Below are 12,529 nucleotides of genomic sequence, written 5' to 3'. Positions count from 1 at the left end.
AGATCGGCCATCGCAAACTACAGAGGAGCACAACAATGAGCAAGAAAGTCGCATACGTCACGGGGGGCATGGGCGGCATCGGCACCGCGATCTGCCAGCGTTTGCACAAGGATGGTTTCACCGTCGTGGCCGGCTGTGGCCCGAGCCGCGACTTCAAGAAGTGGCTCGACGAGCAGGCAGCCCTCGATTTCACCTTCCATGCCTCGGTCGGCAATGTGGCCGAATGGGAGTCGACGGTCGAAGCCTTCAAGGAGGTCAAAGCCCAGCACGGTCCGGTCAGCGTGCTGGTCAACAACGCCGGCATCACACGCGACGGCATGTTCCGCAAGATGACCCGCGAGGACTGGAGCGCGGTGATCAGCACCAACCTCGACAGCCTGTTCAACGTCACCAAGCAGGTCATCGACGAGATGACCGACGCCGGGTGGGGCCGCATCATCAACATCAGCTCGGTGAACGGCGAGAAGGGCCAGTTCGGGCAGACCAACTACTCGGCGGCCAAGGCCGGCATGCACGGCTTCACGATGGCGCTGGCGCAGGAAGTGGCGAGCAAGGGCGTGACCGTCAACACCGTGAGCCCGGGCTACATCGGCACGGAAATGGTCCGCGCGATCCGCCAGGATGTGCTCGACAAGATCGTGGCGACCATTCCCGTCAAGCGGCTCGGCACACCCGAAGACATCGCCTCGATGGTGTCGTGGGTGGCCTCGGAAGAATCGGGCTTTGCCACTGGCGCCGATTTCTCGGTGAACGGCGGCCTGCACATGGGCTGACGCCTGGAACGAGCCGGGCGGTCTGTCCGGCTCTCGAGCGTCAGTCCACGGGGGCCGTCAGTGACTGGCGTTCGATCCGAGGTGTATTCCGTGGCTAGACACGCCGCTCTTCGAGAGCCGCAAGGCTCTCGAGCGCAGCGCACACTTCCGCGAACGAGCCCCCGATCGCGGCACGCCGCTGATCCTCGGGGTCCAGCGTCATCCAGAACCGCCTGGCCGCACGCCGTGCACCATGGATGCCCGCGGTGCACGGGAGTTGTGCCCTGAACGGCGTCACCGGCTGCGATCTCTGCGATCTGCCGACGGGCCTGCTTCTGGATGCTGGCGGCCTGAGAACGAGTGCCGGCACCGCCGCGGGCGCGGGTGCCTGGAAGGCCGTCTGCCACCAGCGCTTCAAGGGGTTCCACAAGATCATGACCATGGTGAATCTCCAAACGGAAGTTCAGCAGGATTGACGTCGATCGGTCCGGCCTGCGGGATAACACGCCGTGCGGCGCGCATGCCCACCACCTGCAGGGGACCAGAGGGTTCAGCGGTGTGCCATGGCCTGCCTCACATCAGCAGGGTGTTGCGGATCAGCCCGACGGCCAGGCCCTCGATCTCGAACTCGCCGCTCTCCGCCGTGACGACGATGGGTTGGAAGTCCGGGTTCTCCGGCAGCAGCTCGATCGTTCCGCGCACGCGCCGGAAGCGCTTGACCGTGACTTCATCGCCCAGCCGGGCGACGACGATCTGGCCGTTCTTGGCGTCCTTGGCTTTCTGCACCGCGAGCAGGTCGCCGTCGAGGATGCCCGCGTCGCGCATGCTCATGCCGCGCACCTTGAGCAGGTAGTCGGGGCGGCGCGGGAACATGCTGGCCTCGACCGCATAGGTCTGGTCGATGTGTTCCTGGGCCAGGATCGGGCTGCCGGCCGCGACGCGCCCGACCAGCGGCAGCATCAGCTGCGACAGACTCGGCAGCGGCAGTGAGAACTGCTTGTTGCGCAGCTGGTTGAGCGAGCGCAATGTGTCAGACTTCAAACGGATGCCGCGCGAAGTGCCGCCTACCAGTTCGATCACGCCCTTGCGGGCGAGGGCCTGCAGATGCTCTTCGGCGGCATTGGCGGAACGAAAGCCCAGTTCGGCCGCGATCTCGGCACGCGTCGGTGGCGAGCCGGTGCGCTCGATCGAGGTCTGCACCAGATCGAGAATCTGTTGCTGCCGGGCGGTGAGTTTGGGGGCGTCGTCCATGCGGGGCTCCTGCGGATGTCCGAAGCGCAGGGCTCAAACCGGCCTCGCGCACTGAATTTTTATCCAGTCACTGTATTTTTATCCAGCTTCTCGGAAAATGCAAAGCCCAGACACCGCAACCGTGGCGTGCACCGTGATCCTGGCGACCGGCGGCACGATCGCCGGCACCGCCGCCGCGGCCACCGACAGCCTCGGCTACACCGCGGCCCAGTTGAGCGTCGAGCAGGTGCTGGCAGCGGTGCCGGCGCTGGGCGGGCTGCCGATCGAAGCCGAGCAGGTGGCCCAGATCGACAGCAAGGACATGGACTTCGAGGTGTGGCGCAGGCTCGCCCATCGCGTTGCGCACCACCTCGCGCGCCCCGAGGTGGGTGGCGTCGTGGTCACGCACGGTACCGACACGCTCGAGGAAACGGCCTATCTGTTGCAACGCGTGCTGGCGCCGGCCAAGCCGGTGGTGCTGACCGGCGCGATGCGGCCGGCCACCGCGCTGCTGGCCGACGGACCGCAGAACCTGCTCGACGCGGTCATGTTGGCACGTGTGCCGGGCGCTGCGGGCGTGTGCGCCGTGCTGGCGGGCGCCGTGTACGGCGCCTTCGATGTCCGCAAGCAGCACACCTACCGGCTCGATGCCTTCGGTGGCGGCGATGCCGGTCCGATCGGCCACCTCGAGAACGGTGGTTTGCGCCGCCTGCGCGACTGGCCGCAGGGCGTGCCGGTCGGCATCGCGGTACTCGACGCGCCGTGGCCCCGTGTCGAGATCGTGGGCAGCCACGCCGGTGCATCGGGTGCGGTGGTCGATGCCCTCTTGCTGACCCAAGGTGTCGACGGCTTGATTGCCGCCGGCACCGGCAACGGCACGCTGCATCATGCGCTGGAAGCGGCACTGCTGCGTGCACAGGCCGCGGGTGTCGCCGTGCGCCGCTGCACGCGGGTCGCCGAAGGCGCTGTCCTGCCGAGCGGCAAGGCGGCCTTGCCGATCAGCGGCGCGCCGACGCCGCTGCAGGCCCGCATCGACTTGATGCTCGAGTTGATGGCGCGTACCTGAGCGGCGCGCGCCGACTTCAACTGCGCGCTGGCTTGATTGGTTTGATCACGCCACGCGCACGGGTGCGCTTGACCGCCGTCCCCTCGATCGAATGCGGCGCAGCGGCGGGACCTTCGACGGCACTTTCGGACACCAACTCCGCCGCCGCGGCAGGGATCTGCCCGGCGCCGCTGTAGCGCGGCGGCCAGTCGAGCAGTCGCGAATGGCGCAGCAGCGCAACGCCCGGGCCGACGGCGTAGCTGCGCTCGAACACATGGGTGACGAGCTGGCGCTTCACGCGCTCGGTGAGCACCAGGGTCGAGCAGCGCGTGCCATAACGCCCGTCCGTCGTGCGGATGAAGGCGGCAGAGAGTTGACGCTCGAGGTCGTGAGGGATGCCGGTCGACGGGAGTTCAGCATCGGCGGCCAGGCTCCGGTCGATCAGCGCATCGAACAGGCGGCCGGCCAGCACATCGACCGGTTCGTTCGCCCTCAGGCCCGCGAGCGCCGCCTTCACCCGTGTCTTCAGCTGCGTGACCTTGGGCCAGGGCGTGTCCAGCCCGGCATTCGACAGGCCGTAGAGCCCGCGTTCGATGCGGCGGGGCAGGGCGGTCGTGCTGCTGGCCCACAGGCATTCGCCGCGCGCGAAGTCGGCCGCGATCAGGTTGAAGCCGTTGTAGCCCGACAGCGCGACCTGCGTCCAGAAGCGATCGAGCGGCTGTTCGCCACGCAGCCAATGAGCCACCAGCCCGCCGCGCGACGGCGCCGTCGGGTCCTGCTTCACCGGCGCGCGCACATTGGTCACCAGGGCCAGCCGGCCTGCCGCGGTCAGGCCCAGCCAGGTGCCACCGGCCTGCAGGTCGCGGCCACCGAGGATGTCGGGGCCGCCGCCCTCCGGTGCCCACCAGGCCAGGCGTGCGGTCGGGCGATCGAAGAACTCGTCGCGATTCGAGGCGAGCACCAGCGGAAAGCGCCGGTCCTGGTCGAGTGCCAGTGCTACGAGGCACATGCGATGAAGTGTTCGGCGTGTCGTGGCCCGGCAATCCAGGGCGCGAGGACCTGTGCAGCGCGCTCGATGTCGGCGGCGATCGCCGCGACATCCGGGTTCGGTGGCAGACCGTAGGCCTCCATCCAGGTGTGCAGGCCGTCGCGCCCGTCGGGCCGGCGCATCAGCCGGGCGGCGAGGCCGGCATGCGTCACGCACAGGCCGGCCTGCATGCGCCCCACGGCCGCAGCCAGCGTGTGCTCATGCGCTTCCCGGACGCGGTAGTAGATGAACAGCTCCTGCCGCCCGGGCAGCGCAGCGCGCATGGCCGGTCTCAGGCCGTGGCTTCGCGCGGTACCGCGTAAGGCATTGCCAGTGGCTGCAGCACGGCGCCGTCATTGGCGCCCAGGTGCAGGCTGCCATCGTCGAGGGCGGCCAGCTTCAGTTCGATCAGCGCGTCCCAGCCCCCCTCGGGCGCCGGTGCCGCGAGCGCGATGAGGCCGCTGGGTTGCGCGGCGTCACCGCTCCAGAAGATCTCCTGGCCGGGCTGCGTCGCGACCTCGGTGTGGACCAGCATGGCGCGCCGCTTGATCGTGCCGCGGTACTGGCTGCGCGCGACGATTTCCTGGCCGGGGTAGCAGCCCTTCTGGAAATTCACGCCACCGACCAGTTCGTAGTTCAGCATCTGCGGCACGAAGGCTTCGACCGTGGCCGCCACGATGGGAGCAACGCCGCTGCGCACCTCGAGCCAGTCCCAGCGGTCCGGCGCGAGCGCGGGCAGGGCGGCCAGCACTGCTTCGGCGTCCGCCACCGGTCCAGCCCACAGCCAGCGTGCCTGTCCGGCGCCGTCGGGCAGGCGCACCACAGCCGCCGTACCGAGTTCATGTTTCGACCAGACCGCCGCTTTCGCCGCGTCGGGCAGCGCCTGCGCCAGCCAGGCGATGGCACTGGAACCCACCAGGCCCAGCTGCGCCGCATCCTCGCCGCCTTCGCTCAGTTGCGCCTTGGCACGCAGCACGAACATGCGCAGCCGCTTCAGCGTCGCCGGCAGCACGTCGGCACGGCAGCTGAGCCAGATCTCGTCGCGACTGCGCTTGAAGGCGACGAAGCTCGCGAGCATGCGGCCCTTCGGCGAGCAGTAGGCCGCCAGCCGGGCCTCGCCGAGGGCCAGCCCGGTCATGTCGTTGGTGAGCTGGCCATGCAGGAAGCTGGCCGCGTCTGCACCGCTGACGCGGATCACGCCGCTGTGCACGAGGCGCGTGGCGCCATCCGCCGCAGAGGAACTGGAGGGAAGGGTATGTGGCATGGGCTGATTATCATCAGCGCCGACACGGAAGGCCTGCACGGACAATGAAGCGCGTACTCAAGCGAGGGCTGTTCCTGCTGCTGGTGCTGGTGCTGGTGCTCGCCGTGGCGGGCCTGGCCGGCTGGTGGCTGGCGCGGCCATTGACGCTGGCGTCACCCAGTGTCGAGTTGTCGGTCGAGCCCGGTACCTCGCCGCGCGAGATCGCCCAGGGCTGGGTCGATGCCGGCGTGCGAACGCCGCCGGTGCTGCTCTACGAATGGTTCCGCTGGTCGGGGCAGGCGCGCAAGATCCGTGCGGGCAGCTACGAGATCGGACCCGGCGCCACGCCGCTGGATCTGCTGAACAAGATGGTGCGCGGCGACGAAGCCCAGGCCACGGTGCGCCTGATCGAAGGCTGGACTTTCCGGCAGTTCCGCGCTGAGCTCGCGAAGGCCGAGGCGCTCAAGCCCGTCACGGCCGCCATGAGCGATGCCGAACTGATGGCGGCTCTGGGCTCGCCGGGCCGCTCGCCGGAAGGCTGGTTCTTTCCCGACACCTACGCCTACAGCAAGGGTGCCAGCGACCTGGCGGTGCTGCAGCGCGCGCATCGCGCGATGCAGCGTCGCCTCGAGGCCGCATGGGCCGAACGTGCGCCCGACACGCTGCTCAAGACCCCCGAAGAGGTGCTCACACTGGCCTCCATCGTCGAGAAGGAAACCGGCCAGGCGGCCGACCGTGGCATGGTGGCGGGCGTGTTCCTGAACCGCTTGCGCATCGGCATGCCGCTGCAGACCGACCCGAGCGTGATCTACGGGCTCGGCGAGGCCTTCAACGGCAACCTGCGCAAGCGCGATCTGCAGGCCGACACCCCCTACAACACCTATGTCCGCCCCGGTCTGACGCCGACGCCGATCGCGATGCCGGGCAAGGCTTCGTTGCTCGCCGCCGTGCGGCCGGCGCCCACCAGGGCGCTCTATTTCGTGGCGCGCGGCGACGGCAGCAGCGAGTTCAGCGACACCCTCGCCGACCATAATCGGGCCGTGAACCGATACCAGCGCGGCACTGTCCGCAGCCCCCCGCCATGAGTGCGCCCCGTGTGCCGCCGTCGGGGCGTTTCGTCAGCTTCGAGGGCATCGACGGTGCGGGCAAATCGAGCCATCTCGATGCGGTCGCCGAGCGCTGGCGCCAGCGCGGTCTCGACGTCGTGCGCACCCGCGAACCCGGCGGGACGCCGCTGGCCGAATCGCTGCGTGAGCTGGTGCTGCACCAGAGCATGGATCCGCTGACCGAAGCGTTGCTGATCTTCGCGGCGCGGCGTGACCACCTGCAGCAGTGCATCGAGCCCGCTCTGGCCCGCGGCGCCGTCGTGCTGTGTGACCGTTTCACCGATGCCACTTTCGCCTACCAGGGGGCGGGACGCGGTTTCGACCCGGCGGTGCTGACCACGCTGGAGGCCTGGGTGCAGCACGGGCCGCACGGCCTGCGCCAGCCCGACCTGACGCTGTGGTTCGATCTGGACCCGGCGGTCGCCGCGCAGCGCGTGGTCGCGGCGCGCGCGCCCGACCGCTTCGAGCAGCAGGACGAGGCTTTCTTCCGTCGTGTGCGGGACGGCTATCGCGCGCGTTTCGAAACGCAGCCGCGGCGCTTTGCGCGCATCGATGCCGCGCAGTCGCGCGATCAGGTGGCCGTGCAGATCGCTGCGGTGCTGGCGGAGCGGGGTTGGTGAGCACGGCGCCCACCGACGGGCTGCTGCCCTGGCTCGAGGCGCCGCTGGCGCAGGCCCTGCACGGCACGCGCGGACATGCCTTGCTGTTGCACGGCATGCAGGGCGTCGGCCAGTTCGAACTGGCCCTGGCGGTTGCCGCCGCGTGGCTCTGCGAAGGCGATGCATCGTTGCGTGCCGACGGCCGCGCCTGCGGCGGCTGCGTGGCCTGCCGCCTGATCGCCGCACGCACCCACCCGGACCTGTTGGTCCTGATTCCCGAAGCCTTGCAGGAGTCATTGGGGTGGAGCGGCTCAGACGAACCCGGTGACGCGGACGGCGGCAAGGGCAAGGCGAAACCCAGCCGGGAGATCAAGGTCGAGGCGGTGCGGGCGGCGGTGAGCTTCGCGCAGCAGACCTCGTCGCGCGGTGGCGCCAAGGTGACGGTGATCTACCCGGCCGAGCGCATGAATCCGGCCAGCGCCAACACGCTGCTCAAGACACTGGAGGAGCCGCCGGGGCGCGCGCGTTTCGTGCTCGCCAGCGCCGCGCCGCAGCGACTGCTGCCCACGGTGCGCAGTCGCTGCCAGACGCTGCGCGTGCCGCTGCCGTCAGCAGACGCCGCCACCGGCTGGCTCGCTTCCAAACAGGCCGCCCAGCCTGAGGTGCTGCTGGCGGCCGCCGGCGGGCAACCTCTGGAGGCCCACGAAAGACTGGTGCTGGGGATCGATGCGCAGGCCTGGCTGCGTCTGCCCCGCGAGGTGCTGGCAGGGCAAGCGGCGACGCTGACCGCCTGGCCTCTGCCGATCGTGATCGACGCCTTGCAGAAGCTTTGTCACGATGCGCTGTCGGTCGCCGTGGGTGCGCTGCCGCGCTATTTCCCGCCGGGCAGCCTGCCCCCCGGGGGCGATGTGGCTCGACTCACCGCCTGCGCCCGCGACTTGCGCGGCGCCGCGCGCCACGCCGAACACCCCTGGAACGCCGGGCTCGGCGTCGAGGCCCTGGTGCTGCAAGTTCGCAAGGCGCTGCAGCCGGCCACGGAAGGTGCTGCGCCGCACGCGCAACGCCCTGCATTCGCTACACTGAAGTCATGAACGAACCGAACGTCCGGGGGCCTGCAAGCGCTGCCAGCAGCGCGCGCCCGAGCGTGATCCAGCTCGTGTTCCGCGAGAAGGGCGCGCTGTACGCGGCCTACATTCCGCTGTTCGCCGAGGGGGGCTTGTTCGTTCCGACCACCCGCGAGTACCGGCTCGGCGAAGACATCTACCTGCTGTTGTCGCTGCCCGACGACCCGCAGCGCTACCCGGTGGCCGGCAAGATCGGCTGGGTCACGCCGGCCAATGCTTCCGGAGGACGCACCCAGGGGGTCGGCGTGCGCTTCCCGACCGACGAGAAGACCCGCCTGCTCAAGGTCAAGATCGAAGAGATCCTGGGCACCTCGATTTCCTCGGCCAAGCCGACGCAGACCATCTGAGTCCGGCCGGGCCGCCGCCGTGCTCTGCGGTATCGCGGCATCCTTGATTGCCCCTTTCTCGCGAGCCCGTCCGCGATGTTCGTCGACTCCCATTGCCACCTGAGCTTCCCTGAACTGCAGGCCGAACTGCCTGCGATCCGCGCAGCGATGGAACGCGAGCGGGTCGATCGGGCCCTGTGCATCTGCACCACGCTCGAAGAGTTCGACACCGTTCACGCGCTGGCGCTGGCGTACGACAACTTCTGGTGCAGCGTCGGCGTGCATCCCGACAACGAGGGCGTGCACGAGCCGAGCGTCGCCGACCTGCTGGCCCTGGCGGCGCGCCCGCGCGTGGTCGCGATCGGCGAGACCGGACTCGACTACTACCGCCTCGGCGAACGGACCGTCGCCGACATGGCCTGGCAGCGCGAACGCTTTCGCGTCCATATCCGGGCAGCGCGCGAGAGCCGGCTTCCACTGATCATCCACACCCGCAGCGCGAGCGACGACACGCTGGCGATCCTGCGCGAAGAGGGCGGCGACACAGGGAAGGGCGGAGTCACCGGCGTCTTCCATTGCTTCACCGAAACCCGCGCGGTCGCGCGCCAGGCGCTCGAACTCGGCTTCATGATTTCCTTCTCGGGCATCCTGACCTTCAAGAATGCAGCCGAGTTGCGCGAGGTGGCGCGTGAAGTTCCCCTGGACCAGTGCCTGATCGAGACCGACAGCCCCTACCTCGCGCCGGCACCGCACCGGGGCAAGACCAACAACCCCTCCTACGTGCCGCTGGTGGCAGCCCAACTCGCGCAGATCAAGGGCTGCTCGGTCGAAACCGTGGCCGAAGTGACCAGCCGCAATTTCGAGCGCCTGTTCGGCCCGAGCGTGCACCGGAAGAGCGAAAAGTCAACGTGATGAACAACATGAAAAATATCTTCTATGTTGTTGCTCTGTTGGCATTTTCTTCGGCCAATGCTGGCTCTTACGACGATTTCTTCCGCGCCGTGATCCGTGATGACAGCGCCGTGATCCTGGACCTGGTCTCGCGCGGCTTCGACCCCAATGCGCCCGACGCCAACGGTCAGCCCGCCATCATTCGCGCGCTGTTCGCCGACGCCGCCGGCGCGGCCCTGACCCTGGCAAGGTTGCCCGGCACCAATGCGAACGCACGCAACAAGGCCGGTGAAACGCCGCTGATGATTGCTGCCCTGAAGGGACAGCCCGAGGTGGCGCGCGTGCTGATCGAGCGTGGCGCCGACGTCGACCTCACCGGATGGACGCCATTGCACTACGCGGCCGCCGGCAACTCGCTGCCGGTGCTGCAACTGCTGCTGCAGCGCGGCGCCCAAGTCGACGCCAGGGCACCCAACGGGCGCACGGCGCTGATGCTGGCGTCGCTGCACGCCAGCGAGGAGCTTGTCGATGCCCTGCTCGCTGCAGGCGCCGACCCAGGCGCCAGGGAGCGCAACGGCCTGTCGGCGGCTGATCTCGCAAAAAGCAGCGGCCGCGAGCACCTTGCCCGCCGTCTGGCGGCACTGCCGGCCCGTTGATAGCTCGTTTGGGGCAAGTTGCGGCGCTGGCGTCGGCAGCCGCATGCGGCCGATGCCCGACAGCTTGTCATCCTAATTCCGACATTCCGTTTGGCGGTGGGACGACTACGACTGAGCGATGGGGCTGCCTACATTGGGATCATCGCAACGCAGTCCACACGAGGTACAGCATGCTTCCCATCCAGATTCCGTCGAACCCGTTCGCTTTGTTGATGGACCCGGAGGCCGTTGTCCAGGCCATGGAGCGCTCCGACCGCTTGAACCGCCTGCAGCGACGCATTTGCCGCCCGCTGGACAAGCCCATGCTGTCGCCCGGTGAAAACGCCGGCGAGGCCGCCACGTTCGATCGCGAGGTCGAAGCGGAGCCGGAGTTGGAGCCCATCATCACCACGTCGGGCTACGGGGATCTGATAGGTTGACGCCCCCCAGGGGCTGAGCGTTGGCACGCTCCAGCCCCCGGCCTCTTTGCAGCCTTGCGGGTCTGGCGGACGCGGGGCATTCTCGAAATCCTGCTTCCTGGATCGGAAGCGACCAAGGTATCGGCCGTCGAGAAGAGGTGCGGTTTCACGGAACAGGAGGCCTTCAATCGCCTCAATAACCGCGCCAATGTATATTATGTAAAATAATAGGTGAGCGAAGAGGTTGAGTCTGGGCACGTTGAAAGGTCGGAGCTCGTGGGCGAGCGACCCTGTGAACCCTTCGACCGCCAAGCGCGGCCGCGTGCCCTGCCTGTCGCGTGTCGCCGCGGTACCACCGGCCTGCTCGGCCGCTGTCGTTCAAGGTGCGTGGCGTGCCTGTTCTTAAAGTTCCTTCCCGTTCGACCGATATCACTTCGAAGCCGCCCCTGGCGACAGGAGCGAGCCGGCCGGTTCTTGAACTGTCCCGGTGTGCCCGGTCGCACACGCTCAACGAAGCAAAGCCATGTCCACCATACAGTCCGCGTCCGGAAAAGCCTGCAAGGCCGACCTCCTGAATGTCGCTCGCCTGGGCAACCTGGTGATGTACCTCACGCTGTTCGGCGAGGCGGCAGCGGCCCTGGCCATCGGCCAGTACTTCGATGGCGGGACCTTGGCGTTCGTGGGCAGCGCCATCCTGCTGGCCATCGGGAGCGTCGCGTTCTTCACGGCCCGAAGCGGGCTCGCCACCTGTGCGGTTCTGACGGTCTGCAATGTCGCGTTCGTGGCATTGCACATTCAGCTGGGTCGGGGAACCATCGAATTCCACTTCGGCGTCTTCGTGTTGCTCGGCCTGCTGCTCGTGTACAGGGACTGGCGACCGATCGTTCTCGCCGCCGCGCTGTTTGCCGTGCATCACATCGCATTCGATCGCCTGCAGGCGTTGAACTTCGGCGTGTACTGCTCGCCGGAAGCCAACTTTCTGAAGATCGTCATGCACGCTGTCTACGTCGTCGTGCAGACCAGCACTGAGGTCTTTCTCGCCGTCCGGCTCCGGCAGGCGGCGGTGGAAGCGTCGGAGCTGTCGGCCATCGTCAGGAGCGTGGACCGCGACGGCCTGCTGTGCCTCGACGTCTCGGGCGTCGCCGCGAGCACCCCGACGTCCGTGATGCTCAAGGCCGCCATCGTCAAGATGGAGTCGGCCATGGCGGATGTCAGCACCGCCGCCGCCTCGATCGAGGCGGCGTCCTCGGAAATCGCGACCGGCAACATGGACCTGAGCCAACGCACTGAGGAGCAGGCCGCCAACCTGCAGCAGACCGCGGCGTCCATGGAGGAGCTCACGGGAACGGTGAAGAACACCGCCGAGACCGCGGAACATGCCAACCGGCTGGCGGGTTCGGCGTCGTCGGCGGCGGTCGACGGCGGCGACGCCGTGGGCAAGGTGGTGCAGACGATGTCGGAGATCTCGCACTCGTCGAAGCAGATATCCGACATCACCGGGGTCATCGACAGCATCGCTTTCCAGACCAACATCCTCGCGCTCAACGCGGCCGTCGAAGCGGCCCGCGCGGGCGAGCAGGGCCGCGGCTTTGCCGTCGTCGCCTCCGAGGTGCGTCTTCTTGCGCAGCGTTCGGCCGACGCGGCCAAGGAGATCAAGCTGCTGATCGGCGCGAGCGTCGAAAAGGTCGACGCCGGCACGAAGCTCGTCAGCGTTGCGCGAGGCAGCATGGACAACATCGTGAACCAGGCCCGGCAGGTCAGCCAACTGATTGGCGAGATATCGAGCGCCACCAGCCAGCAGACGAAGGGGATCGGCCAGGTGGGAGACGCCGTCGCGCAGCTCGACGGTGTCACCCAACGGAATGCCGCCCTGGTCGAGGAGAGTGCCGCCTCCGCCGAACGCCTGAAGCATCAGGCGGTCCGCCTGAGCGCCGTGGTCAGCCGCTTCCTGCTCTCGCCGCGGCAGGAGCGGCCGCAAGCCGCCTGAACCCGGGATCGGCCGATCGACCGGGAAGCGACGACGTTCCGGTCGTCGCGGCCAGTGCGTGGATGCGACGGCGACCCGGCGTCCGCGACGGGCAGCCCGCCCCGGCGCCCTCTCCCGCCGACCGGCCACGAGGCTCCCCGGGCAG

General features: G+C 68.4%; 15 protein-coding genes. 11 read left to right on the top strand and 4 right to left on the bottom strand.

The features are described from left to right. The first annotated feature begins 35 nt into the window (after nt 1–35). Both phbB and ACQY9S_RS06160 read left to right on the top strand, forming a co-directional pair. Nucleotides 36–773 carry an acetoacetyl-CoA reductase gene (gene phbB / locus ACQY9S_RS06165; protein ID WP_428423940.1) on the top strand — a complete coding sequence of 246 codons (738 nt, stop codon included), beginning with the start codon at nt 36–38 and terminating at the stop codon, nt 771–773. A 236-nt stretch (nt 774–1,009) separates the two neighbouring features. Then, entirely contained in the window at nt 1,010–1,228 is a 219-nt protein-coding gene (locus tag ACQY9S_RS06160; protein ID WP_428423938.1) for a hypothetical protein, read from the top strand. A 97-nt stretch (nt 1,229–1,325) separates the two neighbouring features. On the opposite strand, the gene lexA is transcribed toward ACQY9S_RS06160, so the two are convergent. Further along, a complete protein-coding gene (lexA, locus tag ACQY9S_RS06155) occupies nt 1,326–2,003 on the bottom strand; it encodes a transcriptional repressor LexA (RefSeq protein WP_428423936.1) in 678 nt (225 codons plus the stop codon). 97 nt (nt 2,004–2,100) lie between these two features. Here lexA and ACQY9S_RS06150 point away from each other — a divergent pair, with 97 nt between their 5' ends. Then, nucleotides 2,101–3,048: an asparaginase gene (locus tag ACQY9S_RS06150; protein ID WP_428423934.1), complete on the top strand. Its 948-nt coding sequence runs from the start codon at nt 2,101–2,103 to the stop codon at nt 3,046–3,048. Between the two features lie 16 nt (nt 3,049–3,064). Here the strand turns inward: ACQY9S_RS06150 and ACQY9S_RS06145 are convergent, their stop codons facing one another. Genes ACQY9S_RS06145 through ACQY9S_RS06135 form a run of 3 tightly spaced genes read right to left on the bottom strand, consistent with a single transcriptional unit; the run spans nt 3,065 to nt 5,318 of the window. Then, complete coding sequence (locus ACQY9S_RS06145; protein ID WP_428423932.1) at nt 3,065–4,036, bottom strand: NRDE family protein; 972 nt, start codon at nt 4,034–4,036, stop codon at nt 3,065–3,067. After that, a complete protein-coding gene (locus tag ACQY9S_RS06140; protein ID WP_428423930.1) occupies nt 4,024–4,338 on the bottom strand; it encodes a DUF4936 family protein in 315 nt (104 codons plus the stop codon). The genes ACQY9S_RS06145 and ACQY9S_RS06140 overlap by 13 nt, the downstream gene beginning before the upstream one ends. Nucleotides 4,339–4,346: 8 nt before the next feature. Continuing rightward, the gene (locus ACQY9S_RS06135) at nt 4,347–5,318 is read right to left on the bottom strand and encodes a YgfZ/GcvT domain-containing protein (RefSeq protein ID WP_428423928.1); all 972 of its coding nucleotides are present in this window, start codon (nt 5,316–5,318) and stop codon (nt 4,347–4,349) included. Nucleotides 5,319–5,362: 44 nt separating this feature from the next. Between ACQY9S_RS06135 and mltG the strand changes: the two genes are divergently transcribed. The 8 genes from mltG to ACQY9S_RS06095 all read left to right on the top strand — a co-directional run bounded on the left by mltG (nt 5,363) and on the right by ACQY9S_RS06095 (nt 12,384). Continuing rightward, a complete protein-coding gene (gene mltG, locus ACQY9S_RS06130; RefSeq protein WP_428423926.1) occupies nt 5,363–6,382 on the top strand; it encodes an endolytic transglycosylase MltG in 1,020 nt (339 codons plus the stop codon). Beyond that, nucleotides 6,379–7,023 carry a dTMP kinase gene (tmk, locus tag ACQY9S_RS06125; RefSeq protein WP_428423924.1) on the top strand — a complete coding sequence of 215 codons (645 nt, stop codon included), beginning with the start codon at nt 6,379–6,381 and terminating at the stop codon, nt 7,021–7,023. The genes mltG and tmk overlap by 4 nt, the downstream gene beginning before the upstream one ends. Next, on the top strand, nt 7,020–8,093 hold the full coding sequence (gene holB / locus ACQY9S_RS06120) for a DNA polymerase III subunit delta' (protein ID WP_428423922.1): 1,074 nt from the start codon (nt 7,020–7,022) through the stop codon (nt 8,091–8,093). Before tmk ends, holB begins: the two co-directional genes overlap by 4 nt. After that, nucleotides 8,090–8,473, top strand: a complete 384-nt coding sequence (locus tag ACQY9S_RS06115; RefSeq protein ID WP_428423920.1) for a PilZ domain-containing protein — start codon at nt 8,090–8,092, stop codon at nt 8,471–8,473. The genes holB and ACQY9S_RS06115 overlap by 4 nt, the downstream gene beginning before the upstream one ends. Nucleotides 8,474–8,548: 75 nt before the next feature. Continuing rightward, nucleotides 8,549–9,364, top strand: coding sequence for a TatD family hydrolase (locus ACQY9S_RS06110; RefSeq protein ID WP_428423918.1), 816 nt, complete (start codon nt 8,549–8,551; stop codon nt 9,362–9,364). Further along, nucleotides 9,364–9,999: an ankyrin repeat domain-containing protein gene (locus ACQY9S_RS06105; RefSeq protein ID WP_428423916.1), complete on the top strand. Its 636-nt coding sequence runs from the start codon at nt 9,364–9,366 to the stop codon at nt 9,997–9,999. Before ACQY9S_RS06110 ends, ACQY9S_RS06105 begins: the two co-directional genes overlap by 1 nt. 170 nt (nt 10,000–10,169) lie before the next feature. Beyond that, a complete protein-coding gene (locus ACQY9S_RS06100) occupies nt 10,170–10,418 on the top strand; it encodes a hypothetical protein (protein ID WP_428423914.1) in 249 nt (82 codons plus the stop codon). Nucleotides 10,419–10,920: 502 nt separating this feature from the next. Then, nucleotides 10,921–12,384: a methyl-accepting chemotaxis protein gene (locus ACQY9S_RS06095; RefSeq protein ID WP_428423912.1), complete on the top strand. Its 1,464-nt coding sequence runs from the start codon at nt 10,921–10,923 to the stop codon at nt 12,382–12,384. The last annotated feature ends 145 nt before the right edge of the window (nt 12,385–12,529 follow it).

It is taken from the genome of Methylibium sp., from assembly GCF_965279545.1.
GTDB lineage: Bacteria > Pseudomonadota > Gammaproteobacteria > Burkholderiales > Burkholderiaceae_C > Methylibium.
Note: the sequence above shows the minus strand (reverse complement) of the source record. Positions and strands in the feature narration are given on the sequence as shown.

Coding starts and splice junctions, on each gene's coding strand:
- phbB (WP_428423940.1), top strand. CDS start 36: ATGAGCAAGAAAGTCGCATACGTCACGGGGGGCATGGGCGGCATCGGC.
- ACQY9S_RS06160 (WP_428423938.1), top strand. CDS start 1,010: ATGCCCGCGGTGCACGGGAGTTGTGCCCTGAACGGCGTCACCGGCTGC.
- lexA (WP_428423936.1), bottom strand. CDS start 2,003: ATGGACGACGCCCCCAAACTCACCGCCCGGCAGCAACAGATTCTCGAT.
- ACQY9S_RS06150 (WP_428423934.1), top strand. CDS start 2,101: ATGCAAAGCCCAGACACCGCAACCGTGGCGTGCACCGTGATCCTGGCG.
- ACQY9S_RS06145 (WP_428423932.1), bottom strand. CDS start 4,036: ATGTGCCTCGTAGCACTGGCACTCGACCAGGACCGGCGCTTTCCGCTG.
- ACQY9S_RS06140 (WP_428423930.1), bottom strand. CDS start 4,338: ATGCGCGCTGCGCTGCCCGGGCGGCAGGAGCTGTTCATCTACTACCGC.
- ACQY9S_RS06135 (WP_428423928.1), bottom strand. CDS start 5,318: ATGCCACATACCCTTCCCTCCAGTTCCTCTGCGGCGGATGGCGCCACG.
- mltG (WP_428423926.1), top strand. CDS start 5,363: ATGAAGCGCGTACTCAAGCGAGGGCTGTTCCTGCTGCTGGTGCTGGTG.
- tmk (WP_428423924.1), top strand. CDS start 6,379: ATGAGTGCGCCCCGTGTGCCGCCGTCGGGGCGTTTCGTCAGCTTCGAG.
- ACQY9S_RS06115 (WP_428423920.1), top strand. CDS start 8,090: ATGAACGAACCGAACGTCCGGGGGCCTGCAAGCGCTGCCAGCAGCGCG.
- ACQY9S_RS06110 (WP_428423918.1), top strand. CDS start 8,549: ATGTTCGTCGACTCCCATTGCCACCTGAGCTTCCCTGAACTGCAGGCC.
- ACQY9S_RS06105 (WP_428423916.1), top strand. CDS start 9,364: ATGAACAACATGAAAAATATCTTCTATGTTGTTGCTCTGTTGGCATTT.
- ACQY9S_RS06100 (WP_428423914.1), top strand. CDS start 10,170: ATGCTTCCCATCCAGATTCCGTCGAACCCGTTCGCTTTGTTGATGGAC.
- ACQY9S_RS06095 (WP_428423912.1), top strand. CDS start 10,921: ATGTCCACCATACAGTCCGCGTCCGGAAAAGCCTGCAAGGCCGACCTC.